21 protein-coding genes are annotated in these 22462 nt (G+C 38.5%); 1 reads left to right on the top strand and 20 read right to left on the bottom strand.

Annotated features, from left to right (window positions below; genetic code table 11):
• Genes Epro_RS02435 through recG form a run of 9 tightly spaced genes read right to left on the bottom strand, consistent with a single transcriptional unit; the run spans position 1 to position 10029 of the window.
• Positions 1-2169 carry a glycosyltransferase gene (locus Epro_RS02435; protein ID WP_052570256.1) on the bottom strand — a complete coding sequence of 723 codons (2169 nt, stop codon included), beginning with the start codon at positions 2167-2169 and terminating at the stop codon, positions 1-3.
• A 3-nt stretch (positions 2170-2172) separates the two neighbouring features.
• Positions 2173-3456 carry a protoporphyrinogen/coproporphyrinogen oxidase gene (locus Epro_RS02430; RefSeq protein WP_052570254.1) on the bottom strand — a complete coding sequence of 428 codons (1284 nt, stop codon included), beginning with the start codon at positions 3454-3456 and terminating at the stop codon, positions 2173-2175.
• Complete coding sequence (locus tag Epro_RS02425) at positions 3456-4487, bottom strand: glycosyltransferase family 4 protein (protein ID WP_052570253.1); 1032 nt, start codon at positions 4485-4487, stop codon at positions 3456-3458. The genes Epro_RS02430 and Epro_RS02425 overlap by 1 nt, the downstream gene beginning before the upstream one ends.
• Positions 4484-5245, bottom strand: coding sequence for a glycosyltransferase family 2 protein (locus Epro_RS02420; RefSeq protein WP_052570251.1), 762 nt, complete (start codon positions 5243-5245; stop codon positions 4484-4486). The genes Epro_RS02425 and Epro_RS02420 overlap by 4 nt, the downstream gene beginning before the upstream one ends.
• Positions 5232-6248 carry a lysylphosphatidylglycerol synthase transmembrane domain-containing protein gene (locus Epro_RS02415; protein ID WP_052570249.1) on the bottom strand — a complete coding sequence of 339 codons (1017 nt, stop codon included), beginning with the start codon at positions 6246-6248 and terminating at the stop codon, positions 5232-5234. The genes Epro_RS02420 and Epro_RS02415 overlap by 14 nt, the downstream gene beginning before the upstream one ends.
• Before the next feature lies 1 nt (position 6249).
• Entirely contained in the window at positions 6250-6966 is a 717-nt protein-coding gene (locus Epro_RS02410) for a prepilin peptidase (protein WP_144412028.1), read from the bottom strand.
• Complete coding sequence (locus Epro_RS02405; protein WP_052570244.1) at positions 6951-7391, bottom strand: type II secretion system protein; 441 nt, start codon at positions 7389-7391, stop codon at positions 6951-6953. The genes Epro_RS02410 and Epro_RS02405 overlap by 16 nt, the downstream gene beginning before the upstream one ends.
• A complete protein-coding gene (gene coaD / locus Epro_RS02400) occupies positions 7384-7890 on the bottom strand; it encodes a pantetheine-phosphate adenylyltransferase (protein ID WP_052570243.1) in 507 nt (168 codons plus the stop codon). Before coaD ends, Epro_RS02405 begins: the two co-directional genes overlap by 8 nt.
• A 33-nt stretch (positions 7891-7923) precedes the next feature.
• Positions 7924-10029 (bottom strand): ATP-dependent DNA helicase RecG, encoded by a 2106-nt coding sequence (recG, locus tag Epro_RS02395; RefSeq protein WP_144412027.1) that lies wholly within the window; start codon positions 10027-10029, stop codon positions 7924-7926.
• Between the two features lie 81 nt (positions 10030-10110).
• Here recG and rpmB point away from each other — a divergent pair, with 81 nt between their 5' ends.
• The gene (gene rpmB, locus Epro_RS02390) at positions 10111-10302 is read left to right on the top strand and encodes a 50S ribosomal protein L28 (RefSeq protein ID WP_052570239.1); all 192 of its coding nucleotides are present in this window, start codon (positions 10111-10113) and stop codon (positions 10300-10302) included.
• A gap of 203 nt (positions 10303-10505) precedes the next feature.
• Here the strand turns inward: rpmB and Epro_RS02385 are convergent, their stop codons facing one another.
• The 11 genes from Epro_RS02385 to lpxA (Epro_RS02335) are packed head-to-tail and all read right to left on the bottom strand — an operon-like array spanning position 10506 to position 22458.
• On the bottom strand, positions 10506-11966 hold the full coding sequence (locus Epro_RS02385) for a RelA/SpoT family protein (RefSeq protein ID WP_052570237.1): 1461 nt from the start codon (positions 11964-11966) through the stop codon (positions 10506-10508).
• A gap of 1 nt (position 11967) precedes the next feature.
• A complete protein-coding gene (locus tag Epro_RS02380) occupies positions 11968-12951 on the bottom strand; it encodes a PorV/PorQ family protein (protein ID WP_052570234.1) in 984 nt (327 codons plus the stop codon).
• A gap of 1 nt (position 12952) precedes the next feature.
• Positions 12953-14689, bottom strand: a complete 1737-nt coding sequence (locus Epro_RS02375) for an ABC transporter ATP-binding protein (RefSeq protein ID WP_052570232.1) — start codon at positions 14687-14689, stop codon at positions 12953-12955.
• 8 nt (positions 14690-14697) lie between these two features.
• Entirely contained in the window at positions 14698-16431 is a 1734-nt protein-coding gene (locus Epro_RS02370) for an ABC transporter ATP-binding protein (protein ID WP_052570230.1), read from the bottom strand.
• Positions 16432-16435: 4 nt separating this feature from the next.
• Entirely contained in the window at positions 16436-17524 is a 1089-nt protein-coding gene (gene lpxB / locus Epro_RS02365) for a lipid-A-disaccharide synthase (protein ID WP_052570229.1), read from the bottom strand.
• Complete coding sequence (locus Epro_RS02360) at positions 17524-18462, bottom strand: Gfo/Idh/MocA family protein (protein WP_052570227.1); 939 nt, start codon at positions 18460-18462, stop codon at positions 17524-17526. The genes lpxB and Epro_RS02360 overlap by 1 nt, the downstream gene beginning before the upstream one ends.
• On the bottom strand, positions 18459-19553 hold the full coding sequence (locus Epro_RS02355) for a DegT/DnrJ/EryC1/StrS family aminotransferase (RefSeq protein WP_052570225.1): 1095 nt from the start codon (positions 19551-19553) through the stop codon (positions 18459-18461). Before Epro_RS02355 ends, Epro_RS02360 begins: the two co-directional genes overlap by 4 nt.
• 8 nt (positions 19554-19561) lie before the next feature.
• On the bottom strand, positions 19562-20113 hold the full coding sequence (locus Epro_RS02350; RefSeq protein ID WP_052570224.1) for a GNAT family N-acetyltransferase: 552 nt from the start codon (positions 20111-20113) through the stop codon (positions 19562-19564).
• A 2-nt stretch (positions 20114-20115) separates the two neighbouring features.
• A complete protein-coding gene (locus Epro_RS02345) occupies positions 20116-20916 on the bottom strand; it encodes an LpxI family protein (protein WP_052570221.1) in 801 nt (266 codons plus the stop codon).
• 5 nt (positions 20917-20921) lie between these two features.
• Positions 20922-21686: an acyl-ACP--UDP-N-acetylglucosamine O-acyltransferase gene (lpxA, locus tag Epro_RS02340; RefSeq protein ID WP_052570220.1), complete on the bottom strand. Its 765-nt coding sequence runs from the start codon at positions 21684-21686 to the stop codon at positions 20922-20924.
• A gap of 1 nt (position 21687) precedes the next feature.
• On the bottom strand, positions 21688-22458 hold the full coding sequence (lpxA, locus tag Epro_RS02335) for an acyl-ACP--UDP-N-acetylglucosamine O-acyltransferase (RefSeq protein ID WP_052570218.1): 771 nt from the start codon (positions 22456-22458) through the stop codon (positions 21688-21690).
• Positions 22459-22462 lie beyond the last annotated feature (4 nt).

The following is a 22462-nucleotide window of genomic DNA, read 5'->3' as shown; positions in this document are numbered from 1 at the left end:
TTATTTTTTTCTGTTTAAAAATTCAATAAGATAGTTATAAGTATTTTGGGCGTATTTTGTAGTTATTTCAAATTGATATTCGTGTTTTAGTTCTTCATCGGTTTTTGGATAGAAAACACCTTGCACGTAAACGCCTTTCTGTTTTAACGCATCTTCAAGTTTTTTTGCTTGATATTCAAAAGAGCTTGTGTTTCCGTCGGTAATAAACACCGGCGGAAAATGTTTAGAAAGTCTTGTTGTAACGTTGCTTAAAATAACGTAAACATTATTTTCGTCGGTGGTGCCGAAATACGCTTTGCCGATTTGCTTAAACGGAAGAGCAAGCGTTCCCTTGGGAGGATCTATTAAATCTTTAAGATCGTAAGGGCCGCAAAAAAGAATTGCTCCGTGCAGAGTGTTTACGTCAACGACGGCATTTAATTTAATATTTTCCAAATATTCATTTAACATATCTGCGTATATCGGATTAGTTTGTATATTGATAAACTGCGCCACAAGCTGCGCGCCGGCGGAATCCCCGCCGAAATACATTTTATCCGTGTTAATTCCGTATTTAGCCGCATTTTCTTTTATAAAACAGTAAGCTTGCTCAATTTGTTTTAACTGAACCGGAAAGGCGTGTTCCGGAGCAAAAGCGTAGTTGATGCTTATAACCGTAAAACTGCTGTTTGCAAGTTGCACCATGTAATGTTCAATTTTTTTATTATCGTCGCCTACGTATCCTCCGCCGTGAACCCAAAAAATTGTTTTTCCGTTGGGGTCGCTTTTCGGAGCAATTATATCAAGATTTCCGTTTGGGAAGTTTGATTTATAATCTATATCTCTGTAAAAAATTACATTCTTTTTAAGGTTGGCGTAATCTGCGGGAAGTTTATAATCTGTAATGTGAAACGCCCCTCTTAAAAAATACGCAACGGGGTATGGCGTATATGTGTAAAAAGCGGCTATTAAAGCGGCTGCGCAAACAGTAATAACAATTCTTTTCTTTCTTTTATGTTTTTTTTGCGCCTTCTCGTCAATAAGTTCGCACACCATAAGATAGTGCTGAAGAAGTTTGCGGTATAAATCTTCATGCTGTTTAACCATATGATTAATATCGTATTCTTTTGTAATAGAATGTTTTGCTGATTTTCCCATAGCGTTTACAACAGTCGGGTTTTGCAGAAGGTAAATTATTTTTTCAGCGGTATATTGATAATTGTGAGGATTAACTTTAAAACCGTTTTTGCCTTCGCGAATAACTTCTTTCACGCCGTCAACGGCATTTGCAACTACCGGTTTAGAGCAGCACATAGCCTCTAAAATTGTGCGTGGCAGCCCTTCCCAGAGAGACGTCATGGCAAACACATCGCTTGCGTAAAGAATTTCGGCAATATCCGTGCGCCAGCCGAGAAGTATTATTTTATCTGTTAAATTTAAATCTGCTATTAATTTTTCAAGTTCCGGTCTTAAATCTCCGTCGCCGACTATAAAAAATTTAACATTGTCGACGGATTTGCATACCAAGCCTGCGGCTTTAATAAAGTCTTGTAAATTTTTTTGAGGTTTAAACGGTCCGATAGTGGTTATTATTTTTGTATTTTCATCGGCGAGAGTTTTTCTAAAATCGGGGTTTGGATTAAAAGTTTTATAATAATGCGTGTCTATGCCGGCGCGTATTAAGGTAAATTTATTTTCTTTTGCAATTTTGTAGCGCAACCCTTTATCCATATCTTCTTTAGCTACAACTATCAGTTTGTCGGTAAATAAAGTGCAAAACTTTTCTATATATATGTATAGATATTTCACATACCACTTTTGAGTTTCGTTAAAACCATACCCGTGAATTGTGTGGACGATTGTTTTAACGCCGGCAAGTTTAGCTGCTATTCTTCCTAAAATTCCCGCTTTTGAAGAATGCGTGTGAACTAATTCAGGTTTTTCTTTTTTTAATATTTTTCTTATTTTAAGCAATGCGCGCAAATCTTTAATAGGAGATATTTCTCTTACTAAACTCGGCACTTTAAAAACTTTTAACTTTTTTGCCGCCTCGTCGTCTAAAATACCGCCTGAGCCTGTTATAAGAAAATCTTCAAAGGTGTCTTTTTCTAAATTTTCAGCGGTGTAAAGCGCAACTTTTTGCGCGCCGCCAAGCTCAAGTTTGGTTATTATGTAGCAGACTTTTATCATTGTTTACAAACTCTCCGCGTTTATCTTCTCTGCCAATTCTTTTGCGTCTTTTATATTTTTTTCTATAAAAGAGTATTCCCACGCGCCGTAGCGGCCTATGGAAAATATATTGTGTTTAACTAAAAAGCTGTTTATAACCTGCAGGGCGCGTTCGCGGTTTTTGTCAAAAATAACATAACCATAGGGCATATCTACTATATTTATTGCGCTTATCCCGTCGGAGTTTCCTATAAAACCGGCTTTTTTTAAATCTTTTATCACATTCCGGCTGCTTTTGTATTTCCCGTTTAAACTTGAAAATTCCACGTAAAAACCGTAAGAGTTTTTTGGAGCCGTTTTTGCGTTTACGTTTGAATATACGCCGATTCTGTAAAAAGGAAATTTTGATTCCGGAAGATACAGCCAGTGAACGCCTTTTAAATTTTTCGCGATTCCCGTTGCGGCTTTCACGCCGATATTTACGCATCTTACAGAGTTGCATACAAGTTTTGCAGCCGCTTTTTTTACGTTTGCAGGCACGTTGGAAATTTGTTTTATAAGTTCCGTAAGAGGCTGCGTTGAGATAATTTTATTATATTTGTATTGTTTGCAGCCTGCATGGACAACTTTATTTTTTATATCAATCTTTGTTGTTTTAGAATTATATTCGGGCTTAACTTTTTTTAGCATTCCGTTAATTAGCGCCTGACAGCCTTTGTTTTTCGGATAGTAAAATACGCTGTTGTAGCCGTAATGCTCTTTGTTTTTTGAATATGCCGATTCCACTATTGTTTTGGCGTCAGGTTTTGGCACAAAAGGTCCCGACCATGCCGCAGTCATTTTTTTTAAGTCGTAGCTCCAAAGTTTTTGGTTGTATGGTTGCATAAAGTATTTTGTTATGCCGCTGCCAAACATTGCTTTGCTCCAATCTATAAACGGCATTGAAGTAGATATTGCGATTTCTTTTCTCTTTAAAATTCCGTCAACGCATTCTTTTTTTATTTTATTGTTTAAATAATACAGGTTTGCCTGAAAAGGATACGGCACAAACGTTTTGTCTAAATATATCGCGGCGTTTCTTTTTATTTCATCTGTGCCGCCGGTAAGTTTTTCTACGAGTTTTTTTATTTTTTTGTCTTTAATATGAATGAAATGCCCCGAGCAGTCAAAAGTAAATCCGTCTTCGTAAAACGATGCGCAAAGTCCGCCGGCGTAAGGTTTTGCTTCCAAAACCGCGTAGGGCTTTTTTAAAAAATATGCCGCTGTAAGACCGGATATTCCGGCGCCTATAATAACGGTTTTTGGCATTATTCCACCTTAACCGACGCAAGTTTAATGCTTGCCGCCCATAAACATATAAAAATAAACAGAAAAAGCATAAGCGCGTAAACGCCGCTGAGTTTTGTAAAAAAATATGCGCATACGGCAAGCGCTATGCAAACCGCGTAAGTTATAAGAAGAATATTTTTTCTTTTTAATCCCATCATTTCAAGACGCAGAGCGTAATGATCTTTGCTGCCCATAAAAGGCAGTTTTCCTTTGCGGATTCTAAACCAGCTGACAAGAAACGTTTCATAAATAGGCACCGCAAGAATAAATAACGGCGCAAATAATCCTATTTCGTGGATGCTTGTGTATTCCGTGCCCATGGCAAGACTTGCAAGAATAAAACCTATAAAAAGACTTCCGGTATCGCCCATGAAAATCTTTTTTGATTTTGAAAGATTAAACGGCATAAAGCCAATCAATGCGCCCGCCAAAGCTATGGCGCAAAAATTTACGTATATTTGTTCCGTTGGAAGAGATATAAATAAAAATGCGAGGGCGGCGATAGTTGCAATTCCGCTTGAGAGCCCGTCCATAATATCTATTATGTTGAAAGCGTTAGTTATTCCCACTATCCAAAAAATGCTTACAAGACACGAAAGCCAATAAATTGAAATAAAATTTATTCTTATGTCAAAACCAAAAACTACAATGCATGCCGCCGCAAATTGTATAAATAATTTTGATTTAAACCCAAGACCTTTAAACTTCGCGTCGTCTATAAGCCCTAAAAATAAAACGACGAGCGCTCCGATGATAATTCCTCTCAAACTTCTTAAAGTTCCGTCGGGAAAACTTGTTGAATATCTGACCGCAAACAAAGAAACAAGCCAGCCTAAAGCTATAGCTACGCCGCCAAGGTAAGGCGTGCTTATTTTGTGCGTTTTAACTGCCGTTACCGGATTATCTAACACATTCAGTTTTTTTGCAAGCAGTCTGCATAAAGGCGTTGCAAGTATTGAAATAATTAATGCCGTAACAAATGCCGTCAAATAAAGAATTTCAGAACTCATATTTTATCTCCCGATGCTTTCGGTTTAAATATTTTTTGAGGAAGTATATGCAGTTTATGAAGCGCAAATCTAAATAAAATTAAAAGCGTTTCAAGCCCGTATTTAGAACTTCTTATAAAATTTATTGAAGACGCTTCTTTAAAATACTTTGCGGTAACCGGAATATCGCCTATTCTAAGCCCGCATGCCGCCGCCTGAACAATTATGTGCTGGTCAAAAACAAAGTCGTCGGAATCAAGTTCAAAACGGACAGTTTCAAGCGCTTTTTTTGAAAATGCTCTGTAACCCGTGTGATACTCTCCCAAGTTTAATCCTAAAACTAAATTTTCGGTTATTGTAAGACATCTGTTGAAAAAATATTTATAAAACGGCATTCCGCCTTTTAGCGCTTCTTTGCGCGTGCGTATTCTGTTTGCCATCATAATGTCGCAAACGTCGTCGGCTATAAGACCTGCCAGAAACGGAACAAGGCGCGGGTCGTATTGATAGTCCGGGTGAAGCATAACTACAATATCGGCTCCGTCTTCCAATGCGGCTTTATAACAAGTTTTCTGGTTTCCGCCGTAGCCTTTGTTGACATCGTGCGATATAACTTTAAGTCCGAGATTTTTGGCAACTTCCGCCGTGTCGTCTTTTGATAAATCGTCAACAAGAATTATTTCGTCGTAACTTCCTTTCGGAATATCGTCTAAAGTTTTTTTGAGAGTTTTTGCCGCGTTGTATGCCGGCATAACTATTATCACTTTATTCTTTTTCATTTTTATTATCCTCAATTTTTGCAAACTTGAACAAATCGTTAAAAGAAATTTTAGTTTTCACTATGCTTGCCGAACCCAAAATAAATATAACGCCGATCTGTATAAAATGATACGTTAAAATACACGCCACCGCTTTTGACGCCTCTATGGAAAGTCCTTGTATAAGAGCAAGATTGCTTCCGAAATATTCAAATGCGCCGATATATCCGGGAGCGGTAGGCACTATGGCGCCTATTCCTATTATTATTACGGTAAAAAGTCCGCCTAAAATAACATGCGGCAAATTAATGCCGAACGCATACGCGGCTATGACAAGAACCGCGCTTTCGGTAAGCCAAATCAGCGCGGACATTAAAAACGAAATTAAAAAAGCCGACGGTTTCTTAAGCGTTGCAAGCCCGCCGGTAAACTTGTCAAAAAGTTCGCTGACAAGGTTTTTTATTCTGTGCGGCAACGGAAGTTTTGAAACAAGCTGTAACGCTTTTTTTTCATGCTTTGTTATTAAAAAAAGAATTACAAGCCCTATTCCGAAAACAACGGCGCAAACATAAAAAGATTTTTTTATTATTTCGGGAAACGGCATAACAAGCATTATTACAAAGAAAGACGCTACAAATATAATTATGTCAAAAAGTCTTTCTACCACAATTGTGGCAAGAATTGAGCTTCTTGAAATTTTCAGTCTCTCGCCGGTAATTTTTGCGCGAACAAGTTCGCCTATGCGCAGAGGGATAATATTATTCATAAAAAATCCTAAAATCGTATAAGGAAGATTTTCAAAAACGCGGGTTTGTTTAATGGGTAAAATCATGAAGTAGTAACGAATGCTTCTTAAAATATATGTGAAAGCGTATAACGCGGCGGCAAGCAGCAGCAAAACGCAGTTTGCTTTTTTTATAGTGTCAAACGTTGCCGTAAAATCAATATTTCTAAACGTCAAATATATCAGCGCTGAGCTTATTATAACGCCTGCAAGTATTTTAAAAAAATGTTTCTTGAGCATTTTATATTCCTAAAACAGAGTTTAAAAAATTGGTTTCTGCCGAAAATACGGCATTTGCCAGCGCATTTGCAGGCGGAAGAAAAATAGTTAGAAAAGTTGCCGCTGAAAGAAACGGCGCAAAGGGCAGATAACTTTTTCTGCTTATTTTTTTAAGTAATATTAAAATTATGCCCGCAATGCTTCCAAGACACGCCGCTATAAAAACGGCAAATAAAACTTTTTCCCACCCAATCCACGCTCCGACGGCTGCCATAAGTTTTACGTCTCCGCCGCCGAGGGTTTCTTTTTTGTAAATAAGCTTGCCTAAAGCGCCCATAATTATCATAACCGCGCCGCCGGTTATCAACCCGATGCCGGAATTCAAAAATCGCTGTTGTAAATTTGCGCCGAGTTCAATATTAAAAAAACAAAACACTCCGGCGAGAACAATAAGCACTATGCAAAATATGTCCGGTATAATTCTAACATAGTAATCTACTGCCGATATTACTATTAAAATAAATGCAAAAAATATAAAAAAAAGAAACTGAAAAGAAAATCCGTATTTTATAAAAAGAGCGACGCTTGCCGCGGCTGATATTAATTCTATAAAAATATATAGAGTTTTCTTTTTTTTAGATATGACTGTTGCCGCTTTTGCGGCAAAATTGCCGATGATAAGTCCGAAAACCAAAACCGTTAATATGGCGGCGGCAAATGTCATTATAATTGGTTCCAAACGTTTCCGTGAGAATCCGTGTGCGTGCAGTTAATCCAGATTTGCCCTTTTATTTTGCCGGTAGAATCCGGCGCGTCGTCGGATTTATACGCCCAGCCTCCGGTATCAGGATTTTTGTCAAAATCCGACGTAGTTATGTCGTTAGTTTTGCGGTGATGTCCGGTATATGCGGTAGGGATTTTGTCAATATATTTACTGTCGTCGGTAAGCTCTTTTATAATATCCGTTGACGGATAAACGCCGTTGTTATCGCCGTAATACATTGCTATGGCGCTTCTTAACGAACCTAACGAGCCTTTAGTTGCGCCTTCTTTAGATTTTTCTATTATGCTCGACAGTTTTGGAATTACTATAATTGCAAAAATTATCGCTATCATTACAGCTATGCATATTTCTATTTTGCCGAAACCGTTTTTCTTATCCATTTTTACTCCTCTGTTGTATGTGTTGTTGCAATTTTTTTGATACGTGCGCAGGAACAAGCCCTTCTGTTTTTCCGCCAAGCGTTGCAATTTCTTTGACCATGCTTGAAGATAAAAACGTATATGCCTGATCTGGCATAAGAAAAACTGTTTCTATTTTCTTATACAGTTTTCTGTTCATTAAAGCCATTTGAAATTCATATTCAAAATCCGAAACGGCTCGCAGCCCTCTGATAACAACAAAAGTGTCGGTTTTTTTCAAATAGTCGGCAAGAAGTCCGGCAAATGAAATGACTTTTACATTTTTTAGATTTTTAGTTGATTTTTTAAGCAGTTCCACGCGTTCGGCAACAGAAAACATGTGATTTTTGCTGGCATTTTCGGTAACTGCAACAACAAGGTTAGGAAACATGTCCGCGGCTCTTGTTATAATGTCTAAATGACCGTTTGTAATAGGGTCAAAACTTCCGGGATATACGGCGGTAATTTTTTTGTTTTTCATATTGAAAATTATATTAAATTCTTAAGCGCGCGGTCAACCGACATTTATAAATTTCAGCTTATCGGCAAATTTTTGCGCTATCAGCTTTTTTAGGGTTAGGTTTTCGCTCTTTTCAAGCTTGGGATCATCTTCAATAAGTTTTCTTGCGCAGTCTTTTGTAAACTCTATAATATCGGCGTCTTTTATAAGGTCTCCGGCTTTAAATTCCGGAAAACCGTGTTGAGTTGTGCCCATGAACTCTCCGGGACCTCTCATTTGTAAATCTTCTTGGGCAATTTTAAAACCATTATTTGTTTGAGCCATTATGCTAAGCCTTTTGCGCGCATTTTCGCTTTTTACCGAACCTACAAGATAACAGTAAGATTGTTTTTTCCCTCTTCCTATGCGTCCGCGAAGCTGATGAAGCGCGGAAAGCCCGAATCTGTCGGCATGCTGAATTATCATAACTGTGGCGTTAGGAACGTCTATGCCAACCTCAATAACCGTTGTGGCAATTAAAACGTCAAACTCTTTGTTTTTGAAACTTTTCATAACCGCATTTTTTTCAGCCGGTTTCATTTTTCCGTGCAGCAGACCTACTTTGAAATTTTTAAAATAGCTTTCGGATAGTTTTTCGGCTTCAACGGTTGCGGCTTTAAGTTCTATTTTGTCGGACTCGTCTATTAACGGAAATACGATATACGCCTGCCCGCCGCTTTTAAGTTCTTTAACGGCGTTTGCATAAGCCGCGGATTCGGAAACAATATAAGTTTTTATCGGTATTCTTCCGGGAGGAAGTTCGTTTATTGTCGTCATATCCATTTCGCCGTAAAGCGTCATTGCAAGAGCTCGCGGTATTGGCGTTGCCGTCATCATTAGGGTATCCGGAGTTTTTGCTTTCGCAAGCGCGCGCGATTTTTGCATAACGCCGAATCTGTGCTGTTCGTCAACAACTACGAGCGCAAGATTTTTAAACTCTATTCTGTCTTCTATTAAAGAGTGCGTTCCCACGACTACCGTTGTTTCTCCGCTTATTATTGAAGAAAGAATTTTATCTCTGTCGCTTTTTTTCTTAAGCGTTGAAGAAGTGGCTAAAACCGTTTGCACGCCGAGACCTTCAAACATATTTGATATTGTAAGATAATGCTGCTGGGCAAGAATTTCCGTGGGCGCGGCAATCATAGACTGGTAGCCGTTTTCCGCCGCAAGAAGTATTGCGCTTAAAGCTACTACGGTTTTGCCGGAACCGACGTCTCCCATAATCATTCGGTTTGCTGGCAGTTCGTTTTGCATGTCGGTAAAAATTTCATTGATGGCTTTTTTTTGCGCTTTTGTAAACTCAAATGTAAGGTTATTTTTAAAGGGCGTTAAAAGAGTTTTTTTAATTTCATATTTTTGTTTTTTCGGATCTTTTTTTATGTGCGCTCTTGAAAGCGCAAGCGCGGACTCTAAAACAAAAAACTCCTGCAGGGCAAATGCTCGTCTTGCGTTTTCGGCGTCTTGCATACTTTGCGGATAATGTATTTTTTTTAGAGCTTCGCGCGCGGATATTTTGCATTGCTCAAACTGCGGTATTATATCCGATATGTCGTAATAAATATCCGCAAGAGAAGTTACTGCAGATTTTACGGCGGCTCTTATTACTTTTTGGCTTAAACCTTCCGTTGCAGGGTAAACGGGAATTATTTTGTTGAAAAATTCAGGTTTTGCGTCAGGCGAATCCGTTATTTCATAATCTTGAACGTTTATGTAGCGCGCGCCTATCTCCGCTTTGGCGTCTCCGAAAATATAAGCAAATTTATTTTGCGCAAATGAATTTTTTATTGAAGCAAAAACATCTACTTTGGAATACGAGCTTTTCTTTCTGAAAAAACGCACGTAAGTCATGCCTGAAGAATCAAAAATTTCCACGTCTAAAATAGAAAGTCCCATGGAAAGTTTTCTTTCGTAGGATTTGCCGATTTTGCCCGATATGCATGCGTGAGGCGTAAAGTAGGCTTCTGAAATGGGCGCTGTTTGCGTTCTGTCCTGATATTGAGCCGGAAATAAAGTAAGAAGATCTCCCGCGCTTTTAACGCCGAGTTTTAGAAACGCCAAAGCCCTTTTAGGACCTATTCCTTTGATATACTTTACATCGCTGTTTAAATTCATTGCTTTCATTATACAATAAGTTGCAAAATCAGGCAAAATTTTATATACTCTCAAAAAGTTATTTGCAACAATAATCGGAGGTAGTAAAAAATGTCTTATAAATGCGTAGTTTGCGGAAAAGGTTCATCATCTGGAAATACAATCAGCCATTCACATAAGGCTTCAAAAAGACTTTTCAGACCTAATCTTCAAAGCTTAAATATTTTGCTTGACGGCAAAAAAACCCGCGAGTATGTTTGCACCTCATGCATAAAGTCAAACAAAGTTAAAAAGGCAATTTAGAACGGCAAAGTGAAAAGTTGAAAGTGAAAAGTTAAAATAACGACAACAACATAACAAAAAAAACAAACACTGAAAATTCAGTGTTTGTTTTTTTTGTTTATTTCCACTTTTCACTTTAAAAGATGTAATGAGCACATCTAATATTTAGCAAACGTGGATTGCCGATTACGGATTTCGGCAATGACACACAAGTGTGTCACTTTTCACTTTGTTGTTTCGTGTTCTCTTAAGTATTTTCTTATTCTGGCTCGGGCGTGAGCGGTTGTGGCGAATTCTAACCAGTTTGCGCTTGGTCTTATGTTGTTTCTTACTAAAATTTCGCAGATGTCGCCGTTGTTTAGCTTGGCGTTAATAGGCGCTATTTTTCCGTTAATTTTTGCGCCCATGAATTTATCGCCGATATCCGAATGAACCGCGTAAGCAAAATCAAGACATGTTGCTCCTAAAGGTAATTTTATAAGTTGTTTTGCGGGAGTAAAAACAAATATTTGTTCAAAGTTGCATTCGGTTTTCAGCGAGTCTAAAAACTCGTTTGAATCCGTTGTTTCCCCTTTAAATTCCAAAAACTTTTTTAGCCAGTCCAATCTGTCTTCCGCCGTCATATTTTTTGCGTCTTCTTTTGCCCCTGTTGCGCCGGTTTCAACATTTTTTTTATAACGCCAGTGAGCAGCCACTCCGTATTCTGCCCGCTGGTGCATTTCTTCCGTGCGTATTTGCGTTTCAACAATTGCGCCTTTGTCGGAAATTATTGTTAAGTGCAGCGACTGATACATGTTTGGTTTGGGCAAGTTTATATAATCGGTAAATGAATTTTCCAAAAGTTTAAAGTTGGAATTTATTGTGCTTAAAATAGCGTAGCAGTTTTCAACCGTGTCGGTAATAACCCTAAGTCCGAATAAGTCTTGAATTTCCGAGAACGGTTTATTCTGCCTTTGCATTTTTTTGTAAATACCGTAAAGATTTTTAGGTCTTGCCGCGGTTCTGAAAGCAATGTGCGACGGCGCAAGTTTATTTTTAAGCTGGGTTTCAACTTCGGTAAGGTTTCGTATGTCGTTTTCGGCTCTTTGTTCAAGCTGGTTTTTTATTAAATGATATTCTTCGGGCTGTAAAATTTCAAATGCCAAATCTTCAAGCTCGTTTTTCCATTTATAAATGCCGAGTCTATGCGCAAAAGGAGCGTAAAGCGTGAGCGATTCGCTTGCAATATTTTTTTGCTGTTGAGGCGTAAGATACTTCAGGGTGCGCATATTGTGAAGTCTGTCGGAAAGTTTAATTATAATAATACGGATATCTTTTACAACAGCTAAAAGCATTTTGCGCCAATTTTCGGCTTGTTTTGTTATGTTATCGTCAAACTGGTATTTGTTAAGTTTTGTTACGCCGTTTACAAGAGAAGTTATTTCATTTCCAAACTCTTTTTGAAGTTCCGGTTCGGTAACGAGAGTATCTTCCAAAATATCGTGCAAAAGCGCCGCGGCTATTGTAGGCGCGTCCATTTTAATTTCGGCAAGGTTTAACGCTGCCGCTACAAGGTGGCGCAAATAAGGCTCGCCGGAAGCTCTTGTTTGGTAAGAGTGCGCGCACGAAGCGTAGTCGTAAGCTTTTTCAATAAGCTTAAAATCCGATTCGTTTAAATAAGATAACGCTGTTTTTAATTCTTCCATTTTATATTACCGCGCGGACAGAAACCGCCGCTTTATAAAAATCTTGTTTTGAAATTTTTTGTTGCAAAGCCGCACAAGATATTTCAATATTTTTTATTTTAAAACCAAGTCCTAAAGAGTATTTGGCGTTTTCGGCAAGAAAATCAAAATTATTTTCAATGCCGGCGCGCACGCATAAGAAATTTGTCAAATATTGTTCTATTCCGAAATGAAGCGCATTTTTTTCTAAATTTCCGGATCTGTAATATTTTTTGTCCCAGTCTAAAGCCATGCTTAAACCTTTTAAATTGTATCCCAAACCCGCTCTAATTGTGAAAGGCTGCTGCTGATAACCGTAATCGTTCCAAAACATAAAGGCTACGATATTTTTTAGGTTTATCCCTAAATTTATATTTTTAGAGAGATTAAACAACAAAGAATAATCTATAGAAAATCCGTTGCCGGAAATTATATCCGCATTTTGACCGGTTAGAGGGTCTAAATACGCATATCCGATTTTTCCGTATAAATAAGACAAACTTATTGCCTGCGAAGCCCCCGCGCTGCCTTGTTTTGCAAAAGATACGCCTATGCGGCTTATTGAAATTTCAGCATGCGAGTTAGCGTCAAATATAACGGAATTATCCGATAACGATTCCCAGAAAAAAGAACCGGAGTCTTTAACTAAAAATGCGCTTGTAAGACCTTGCCCCGAAGGATTGTTAATTGCAACGTCATTTGAGTTTGCGTTTGATTTTATTGAGAAAACTGCATTTGCGTTTAAAAACGAGCCTTGGAAATTTGCAAGATTTGCGGGGTTATAATAAAAAGAATCTTTATCGGCAGATAAAAGTCCGGCGCCGGCTGAGCCCATAGCCATAGTTCTTGCGCTTGGCGCAAAACCGTCGTAAGAGTTTGCGCTAACAGGCGCTGATTTTGCAAAAACATTGCATACGGTAAATGCGGACAGTAAAAAAAATACAACTAATATATGTGCAATATTCATATTACAAAACTTGTGTTTGCGTTAATTTTTTATAAGCGCCGTTTTCAATTTTAATTAACTCTTCGTGCGTTCCGAACTCTGCTATTTTGCCCAAATCCATAACTATAATTTTGTCCGCGTTTTTTATTGTTGAAAGTCTGTGAGCTATTAAAATTACGGTTCTGTTTTTCATTAAGTTTTCTACGGCGGTTTGAACTAATTTTTCAGATTCGGAATCAAGCGCGCTGGTGGCTTCGTCTAAAACTAAAATAGGAGGGTTTTTCAACATTGCCCGCGCTATTGAAATTCTTTGCTTTTCTCCGCCGGAAAGTTTCATTCCCCTTTCGCCTACGGGCGTATCGTAGCCTTGAGGGAGTTTTGTTATTAAATCGTGAATATTTGCGTTTTTTGCGGCGCGTATTATATCTTCCATAGACGCGTCAAAACTTCCGTAAGATATATTGTATTTAACGGTATCGTCAAAAAGCAAAACATCCTGCGAAACTATTCCTACTTGCGAACGCAGCGATTCCAATGTAACTTTTTTTATATTGTTTCCGTCTATAAATACTTCGCCGGAATTAGGATCGTAAAATCTTAAAAGCAAATTTGCGATAGTGGTTTTTCCGGAACCGGAATGCCCTACAAATGCCACCGTTTCGCCGAAATTTATTTTAACGTTAAAATTCTCAATTACGTTTTTATCAGGCAAATATCCGAAATCTACATTTTTATATTCTATAAAACTGCTGAATATAGGCAAAGCAACGGCGTTAGGCGCATCTTGTATGGAAGGCTGCGCGTCCATAATTTCAAACACCCTTTCATAAGCCGTTATTGCGCTCTGAATTTGTGAATTTACGGATGAAAAGCGTTTTACCGGCTCGTACATTTGCCCCACAGCCGCCACAAAGGCAATAAACGCGCCGGCAGTCCAAACTCCGCTGATAACGTCTTTACCGCCCAAAAATAAGATTACGGAAACCGCTACGGCGCCTATGAAGTTCATCGTAGGGCTTGAGCGGGCAGAAACTCTTGCCGAGCCCAAAGCTATTCCGTAATATTTTAAATTGTCGCTTTGAAATTTGTCATCTTCGTGCCGTTCGCTGTTGAAAGCTTTTATAACAGAAAACCCGTTAAGCATTTGGTGAAGAGATGCATAAATTTCCGCTATTTGCTGTTGTCCGGCTTTTGATTGTCTGCGCATTTTTCTTGCAAAAGACACCAAAGGAAAAGCCGCCAAAGGAAAGCCCACAAAGGCTATAAGCGAAAATTTCCAATTCAAATAAAATGCAGCCGCCAGAAGACCTATAAAGGTAAGAGAGTCTCTTATAAGAGCCACGGGAATGGTAACTATTGCGTTTTGAAGCGCGCCCAAGTCGTTTGTAATTCTTGACATCATTTTAGGAGACGAGTTTTGAACGTAAAAATCGTGAGAAAGATAAATAAATTTTTTATACATATCCATTCTTAAATTTCTGATTACATTTTGCCCCACATAACTTAAAAGATAACTTCTTCCGTAATCAAATAACCCCTTAAGCGCAAAAATTGCGGGCACTGCAATTGCGGCAAAAACAAGCATTGTGGAATTTTTATTTACAAAAATTCCGTCTATAGCTTTTACCAAAACGGCAAGCAAAGACATTGTAACGCCGGCGAAGGCGCTCATAAATACAACGGCTATTATAAGCCTTAGAAGATAAGGCTTAAGATATGAATATAATTTTTTAAAGTTTATTTTTTTCTTTTCAGCCATAATATTTCCTATAAACTTTGCATCTGATTTAGTTTTCTATATACGCCGTTTTCAAGCTTAATTAACTCTTCGTGAGTTCCGGATTCCACTATTTTACCCGCGTCCATAACAACAATCTTATTTGCGTTTCGGACAGTTGCAAGCCTGTGGGCTATTAAAACTACGGTTCTGTTTTTCATTAAATCGTCAATGGCTGTCTGCACCAATTTTTCGGACGTTGAATCAAGAGCGCTGGTAGCTTCGTCCAAAACTAAAATAGGAGGGTTTTTCAGCATTGCTCTGGCTATTGAAATTCTTTGTTTTTCCCCGCCCGATAATTTTGCTCCGCGCTCGCCTACTAAAGTATCGTAACCGTTTGGAAGTTTTGATATAAAACTGTGCGCATTCGCATTTTTTGCGGCGGCGATAATTTCGTCCATGGACGCGTTAAAACTTCCGTAAGATATATTGTATTTAACGGTATTGTCAAAAAGAGTAACATCCTGCGTTACTATGCCTATCTGCTTTCTTAAGGAATCAAGCGTTACGTTTTTAATATTTATACCGTCAATTATTATCTCTCCGTTTTTAGGGTCGTAAAACCTGAGCAAAAGATTTGCAAGAGTGGTTTTGCCCGAGCCGGAATGACCTACAAAGGCAACGGTGTGTCCGTATTTAATTTCAACATTAAGGTTTTTAATTGTATCTTTTTCAAGAGTGTAGCCGAAAGTTACGTCTTTATATATTATTGAGTTGCGGAAAGGTTTTAATTCTGCCGCGCCGGGCGCGTCTTTAATTGACGGAACTTCGTCTAAAACTTCAAATACTCTTTCGGATGCCGATATTGCGTTTTGTATTTGCGAATTTACTCCGGCAAGATTTTTGATAGGTTTATACATTTTAGTTACCGCATAGAAAAAAACCATAAAAGCGCCGGGAGACCACACGCCCGAGATTACGTCTTTGCCGCCAAGAAGCAAAAGAAGCGCGCCGGCAAGCCCGCCTATAAACTCTACAAAAGGAGACTGCCGCGCATCTACCCTAACTATGCCCATTGATATGCCGTAAGCTTTATCGTTTTCATTTTGGAAACGCGCAACTTCATGCTTTTCAGTATTAAACGCTTTAATAACCGAAAAACCGTTTAGCATTTGGTGTATTGAAGAGTATATTTCCGCCGTTTGCTGCTGTCCGGCTTTTGAAGCTTTTCTCAATCTTTTTCCAAAAACGTAAAGCGGCACAGCCACAAGCGGCAGCCCCACAAGCACAAGAAGAGAAAATTGCCAGTTAAGATAAAAAACATAAACAGCCATAAATATAAATGTAAGAAGCTCTTTTACAAGCGACGACGGAACGCCTACGATTGCGCCTGAAACAATGCTTAAATCGTTTGTAACTCTTGACATCATTTTTGCCGAAGAGTTGCGCACATAAAAATCGTGGGATAAAGACATAAGTTTATTGTGAAGTTTAAGCCTTAAATCTTTTATTACGTTTTCGCCGACGTAACTTAACAGATAAGAACGTCCGTAATCACAAATGCTTGTAAAAGCAAATATAAGCGGAATAAGAAGTGCTATTTTCAAAAGCATTTGAACGGAATCGCTTCTTTCAAATATAACGTTTATGAAATCTTTCAACTTTGTTAAAACGAACCAGTCAAAAAACGCGTATAATATCATAAAAATTAAGGCGGCAATAAATCTGCCTTTATACGGTTTTAGATATTCATACAGTTTTTTTATTTTTGTTTTCTTTTTCATAAATTTATTTGTCGGTCGCAATAAGTTCGGCTGTTCTTTTTGAAACGCCGGGCGCTCCAAGCGCTTGTCTAAACGAAAGAAGTTCGCTCACTTTTTGACGATAGTTATTTGGATTTAACTGCTCTATAACCGCATTTGCTATATTTTCCGCACGCGCCGCATGTTGAATAAACTCCGGAACTATTTCTTTGTTCGCTAAAATGTTTACTATAGTTATATATTTTACTTTTGCGATAAGCCGCATAATAAAATAATTAAAGTAAGCCAGCTTATACATTACAACCATGGGAATGCCAAAAAGCGCGTTTTCAAGGCTTACCGTTCCGGACGGGCAAACTGCAATATTTACAGATTTTCTTTTCTCTTGATTGTTGTCCGAAACAAGCTGTATGTAATCCGGCAAAACTTTGTTTGAAAATTCAAAATTTTTGCCGGCGCTAAATATTATAAAGTTTGCATTAAGTTTTTCTCTTAAAATTTTTGCCGTTTCCAAAAGAATAGGAATGTGCTTTTTTACAACGCTTTTTCTGCTTCCCGGAAACAAACCTACAACCGGCGGGTTTGAAATTTCAAAATTATCTTTGGCGGATATTTTATCTATTAAAGGATTTCCCACAAAAACCGCATCCACGCCGTTATCTTTGTATAATTTCTCTTCAAACGGAAAAATTACAAACATTTTACGAACAACTTCTTTGAGTTTTTTTATTCTTCCCGCGCGCGACGCCCACACCTGCGGACTAACGTAATAATATACCGGAATATTAAATTTCTTTGCAAGACGGCCTACAAATATATTGAAACCGTAATAATCCACAAGAATTACTTTGTCGGGTTTATTTTCTTTAAAGCTGTTTTCAATTTTTTTTAAAACTTTTTTTAAGAAAAAAATTTGGTTTACAACAAAAAATCCGAAAGCGTTTATGTTTACTATGTCTTCAATGAAGCTGTCGGAAACGGATTTTAAATTATCCCCTCCGGCAGACTCAATAAAACAGGAAGGAGCAATTTTTTTTATTTCGCGAATTAAATTTGCGGCATGTATTTCGCCGGACAAATCTCCCGCTGATATAAATATTCTGTTGTTTGGCATTAAAATACCATGTGCTTTAAAATATTTAACGCAAGCTCTACGGCGTCTCTGCCCTGTTCGCCGGCAACGGCTGGTTTTTTACCGTCTATAATACTTGTAAGGAAGTTGTCAAGCTCGTAAAATAACGGTTCATTGGAAGGAATTTTAGGTTTTTTGATTTCTATGTCTAAAAGAGAAGTCATTTTTTGGACGCCTTCTTTTTGCTTGTATATTTTTACGCTCTTTCCGGCATAATCTACCGATATGTAAGCGTCCGGCTGGAAAATTCTTATTTTTCTGTATCTGTCTATTGTAATTCTGCTTGCGGAAACGTCCGCAACGCAGCCGTTTGCAAATTTTAAACGCACCTTTGCAATGTCTTCGGTGTCTGACAAAACTTTTGCGCCGTGCGCTTCAAGAGAAACAACTTTATCTTTAACAAGATAAAACAGCATATCTAAATCGTGAACCATTAAATCTAAAACAACGCCGATATGCGCGGTTCTGGGGTCATAAGGCCCCAGTCTGTTTATTTCAATAAATTTAGGATTGTTGACAAACGGCGCCGCCGCTATTATTGCAGGGTTAAATCTTTCAACATGTCCCACCTGCAAAACTAAATTTTTCTTTTGAGCTATTTCTATAAGTTCTTCCGCCTGCGCGACATCTAATGTAAACGGTTTTTCAACAAGGCAGTGAACTCCGCTTTCCAAAAGAGGTTTTGCAATTGCATAATGAAACTGCGTGGGCGCTGAAATAACCGCAGCGTCAACTTTTCCTATAAGAAAATTAAAATCCGTTATGTGCTGCGCGTTGTTGGCTTTGGCTATTTTTTCGCCGCGTTTAACGTCGGTATCTACAACGTATTCAAGTTTAGAGCCGGGGTGCTGACCGAGAATTCTGGCGTGGTGCTGACCTAAAGAGCCCGCGCCGATAACTGCGGTTTTAACGATGTTCATTTTTTATATCCTCTTACAACATCTATAACTCTTTGAACGTCGGCTGCCGACAATGACGGGTGAACCGGCAAAGATACGGCTTCTTTTGCGGCTTGTTCGGCATTAGGGCAAAGCCCGGATTTATATCCGAGCTGTTTATAATAAGGCTGTTTATATAAAACGCAGTCGTAATAAATTCCGCAGCCCACGCCGTTATCTTTTAAATATTGCATGAATTTTTCGCGTTCAGCCGGATTTATTCTTATTGTATATTGATGAAACACATGCCTTGTTTTTAAAGGCACTATCGGCGTTTGTAAAAAAGCTAAATCTTTAAACGCTTCGTTGTATTTATTTGCGTTTGAAATTCTTTTTGCTATCCAGCTTTCAAGCTGCTCAAGCTGCGCAATGCCGATTGCCGCCGCTAAATTTGTAAGTCTGTAATTGTATCCTAAAACCGTAAATGTGGAATGCCCGTCTCTTCCGTGGTTTATAATTTGTCTGCCGTATTTGTCTGCTTTTGCATCGTTGGTAAGAGTTATGCCGCCTTCGCCCGTCATCATGTTTTTAGTGGCGTAAAAAGAAAATGCCGCAGCGTCGCCGAAAGAGCCAACTTTCTTATTTTTATATTGAGCTCCGTGAGCCTGACACGCGTCTTCTATAAGTTTAAATTTATATTTTTTCTTAAGTTTAAGTATTGCGTCCATATCGCAAGGAAGTCCGTAAAGGTGAACAATTACCACAGCTTTAACGTTCTTTTCTTTTTTAAGAATTTTTTCAAGCGAATCGGCGCTTATGTTAAAAGTTTCGGGTTCAATATCCGCAAAAACAGGTTTTGCGCCGCAAAAAAGAATAGAGTTTGAGGTGGCAATAAAAGAAAATGGCGTTGTAACTACTTTATCGCCGGCTTTAACACCGCACATTAAAAGCGCCGTGTGAAGAGATGTTGTGCCGTTTGCGTTTGCAATGCCGAATTTTGCGCCGGAATATTTTGCAAAAGACTGTTCAAACTGCGTTACATATTTTCCCGCGGCTAAAATTCTTGAATCTAAAACTTCATTTATTAGTTTTCTTTCTTTTTGTCCTATAACCGGAGCGGCAATGTTAATCATTTTTCCCTCTATTTTAAATCGGATTTTATTATAGAATAAACATTAACGTTACAAAATCTTCCGTCGTCATATTTTCCGCCGTTTCTGCGAAGCCCTTCAAAACGCATATTGCACTTTTGCATAACTTTTCCGGAAGGCGGATTTTCTACGTCGTGATATCCTTCAATTCTGTTATAGCCGGCTTTGGTTAGCATAAAATTGTTTCCCGCAAGAGCAACTTCCGTCATTACGCCTTTATTCCAAAACTTTTTTGACAGACAATAGCCTATGGAAGCGCTTTCTATTCTTTTGTTTATATCGTGATAGCTTATAAGCCCTATCATTTGTTTTGAAGATTTATCTTCTATAGCCCACTGATAAAAATCTTCTTTTGAATAATTGTTGAGCCAATCTGAAATAACTTTTTTTGTAACGCTTATGTCTTTATGCGCCGGCCAGTTCATATATTTTGCCACGTCTTCGTTGCTGCAAAAATCAAACATGGTCTGCGCATCGTCTAAAGTTACGCGTCTTAAAATAAATCTTTCTGTTTCAATGGTTTGCGTTCCGATATCTTTCATATTTATATTGCAATAATTGTTACGCCGGCTTTATTTGCTTTTTTTACTAACTCGTCTTTATCAAGTATTAATGTTGAGCCGGATTCAACGGCCATAGCGCGAATTTTATTTTCTTTTAACACGTCTATTGTACGCACGCCTATTACGGGAACGTCAAATCTAAAATCTTGTTTCGGTTTTGCCACCTTTATTACAATGGCGTTTTTCCCGCCGAATTTATACGCTCTTTTTATGCATTCGTCGGTTCCTTCTATAGATTCTATGGCTAAAACAGAGCGATCTTTAACCACCGCGGTTTGCCCTATGTCAAGACCGGCTATACCTTTTGCTATTTTAAAACCGAACGCAACGTCTTTACTCTCGGACGAACTTAATTTTTTACCCGATATAAGCCCTTTTTTTGCCATAAAATTTTTTAAATAATAATGAGACGGCAAAAGTTTTATTCCATCTTTTTTAAATTCGTTAGCTATTGCGCCCAAAATGGTGTCTGTTTTTTTGTTGACCAAACTTGCAATAAGTTTTGCCGCGCGGAAATCTAAATTAAAAAGCGAATAAATTCTAACGTGCTTTACCTGCCCTGCCATTATTACCGTTTTAACGTTTTCGCGTTTTAACGCATCTATAATTTTTTGCGATTTTCCCATATGAAACCAATAGGTTTTATCGCAAATTTTTTCAAGCGCAGGGTCGGCTTCTTCTTTTAACGCAATGCAGATAACTTTATCGCCGCTTTTTTTTATTTCTTGAGCGGCCAAAAAAGGAAACCTTCCGTTGCCTGCGATAAGCCCTATATTTTTCATTGTTATTATTCCGGTCTTGCTATTCCTCTTTTAGAGGTTTTTATAAATTCAACGATTTCTTTTACGTAAACGGAACCGCTTTGCGAAAGTTTTGCAAGCGCGTCGTTTAGCAAAAGTTTTGACGCAAAAAGAGTTTTATAAGCGTCTTTTACGTCGTTAATTTCATCTGCAGTCATTTTGCGTCTTTTCATTCCTACAAGATTTAATCCGTTTAGCTGCGCTCTGTAGCCTGCGCATAAAGCGTAAGGAATTATGTCCATGGTTACAGAAGTGCCTACGCCTGTCATAGAACCTTTGCCTATTCTGCAAAACTGGTGAATGCCCACGTTGCCGCTTACAAAAGCATTGTCGCCTATTTCAACGTGCCCGGCGGCGGAAGTATTATTTGCCATAATTACGTTGTCGCCTATTCTTGTGTCGTGCGCCGCGTGGGAAGCAGTCATAAAATAACAGTTTTTGCCGATAATGGTTTTGCCTGTTTTAGCGCTGCCTCTGTTAATTGTTACAAACTCTCTTAACGTTGTGCCGTCGCCGATATAAGCTTTTGAAGGCTCGTTTTTATATCCCAAATCCTGCGGAGGCGTTCCAACGGACGCGCCGTGAAAAATTTTACAATTGGAGCCGATTTCGCAATGTTCTATGTAAACATTTGTTCCTATAACGGTTCCGGATTTTATAATTACGTTAGGGCCTATGCACGAATAAGCGCCTATTTCAACATTATCTTCTATTGTGGCGCTTTTATCTATTATTGCCGAAGCGTGAATCATTTTACTTTTCCTTTGGACGAGCAATTCCTCTCTGGGAGGATTTAATAAAATCAGTTATTTCTTTAACATATTGCGACGCAATGCTTTCAAGTTTTTCAAGCGCGTCGTTTAACGGAAGTTTAGACATAAATAAAACTCTGTAAGCGTTTTTTATATCTTCTATTTCCGAAAGTTTCATCTGTTTGCGTTTAAGCCCTATTACGTTAAGACCGGCTAAAACGGCTCTGTCGCCCTGCGCTACGCAGTAAGGAATTATGTCCATTGCAACCATTGCGCCGCCGCTTATCATTGCAGATTTTCCTATTTTAGAAAACTGATGCACGCCTACGCTTCCGCTTAAAATTGCATCGTCGCCTATTTCAACATGTCCGGCGACTCCCGAGGTATATCCTATAATTACGTTATTGCCCAAAATACAATCGTGCGCTACGTGCGCGCTTGCCATTAAAAGGCAGTTTTTTCCGATGATTGTTTGTCCGGCGGCGGAGGTGCCTCTGTTTACGGTTACGCCTTCGCGCACAGTTGTGCCGTCGCCTATTACAACTTTTGTTTTTTCGCCTTTATATTTTAAATCCTGAGGTCTTTTGCCTATTGAAGAAAAATTAAATATTTCGCAGTTTGCGCCGATTTCTGCATATTCTATTACGCATTGCCCGTGAATTTTTGTTCCGGTTTTAATAATTGTTTCGGGGCCTATCACGGTATAAGGACCTACTTCAACATCCTTATCTATGACAGCGCTTTTGTCTATCACTGCCGTTTGGTGTATCATGTTT

The organism is Endomicrobium proavitum (assembly GCF_001027545.1).
GTDB classification, from domain to species: Bacteria; Elusimicrobiota; Endomicrobiia; order Endomicrobiales; family Endomicrobiaceae; genus Endomicrobium; species Endomicrobium proavitum.
This window is presented reverse-complemented; position numbering and strand designations above follow the sequence as displayed.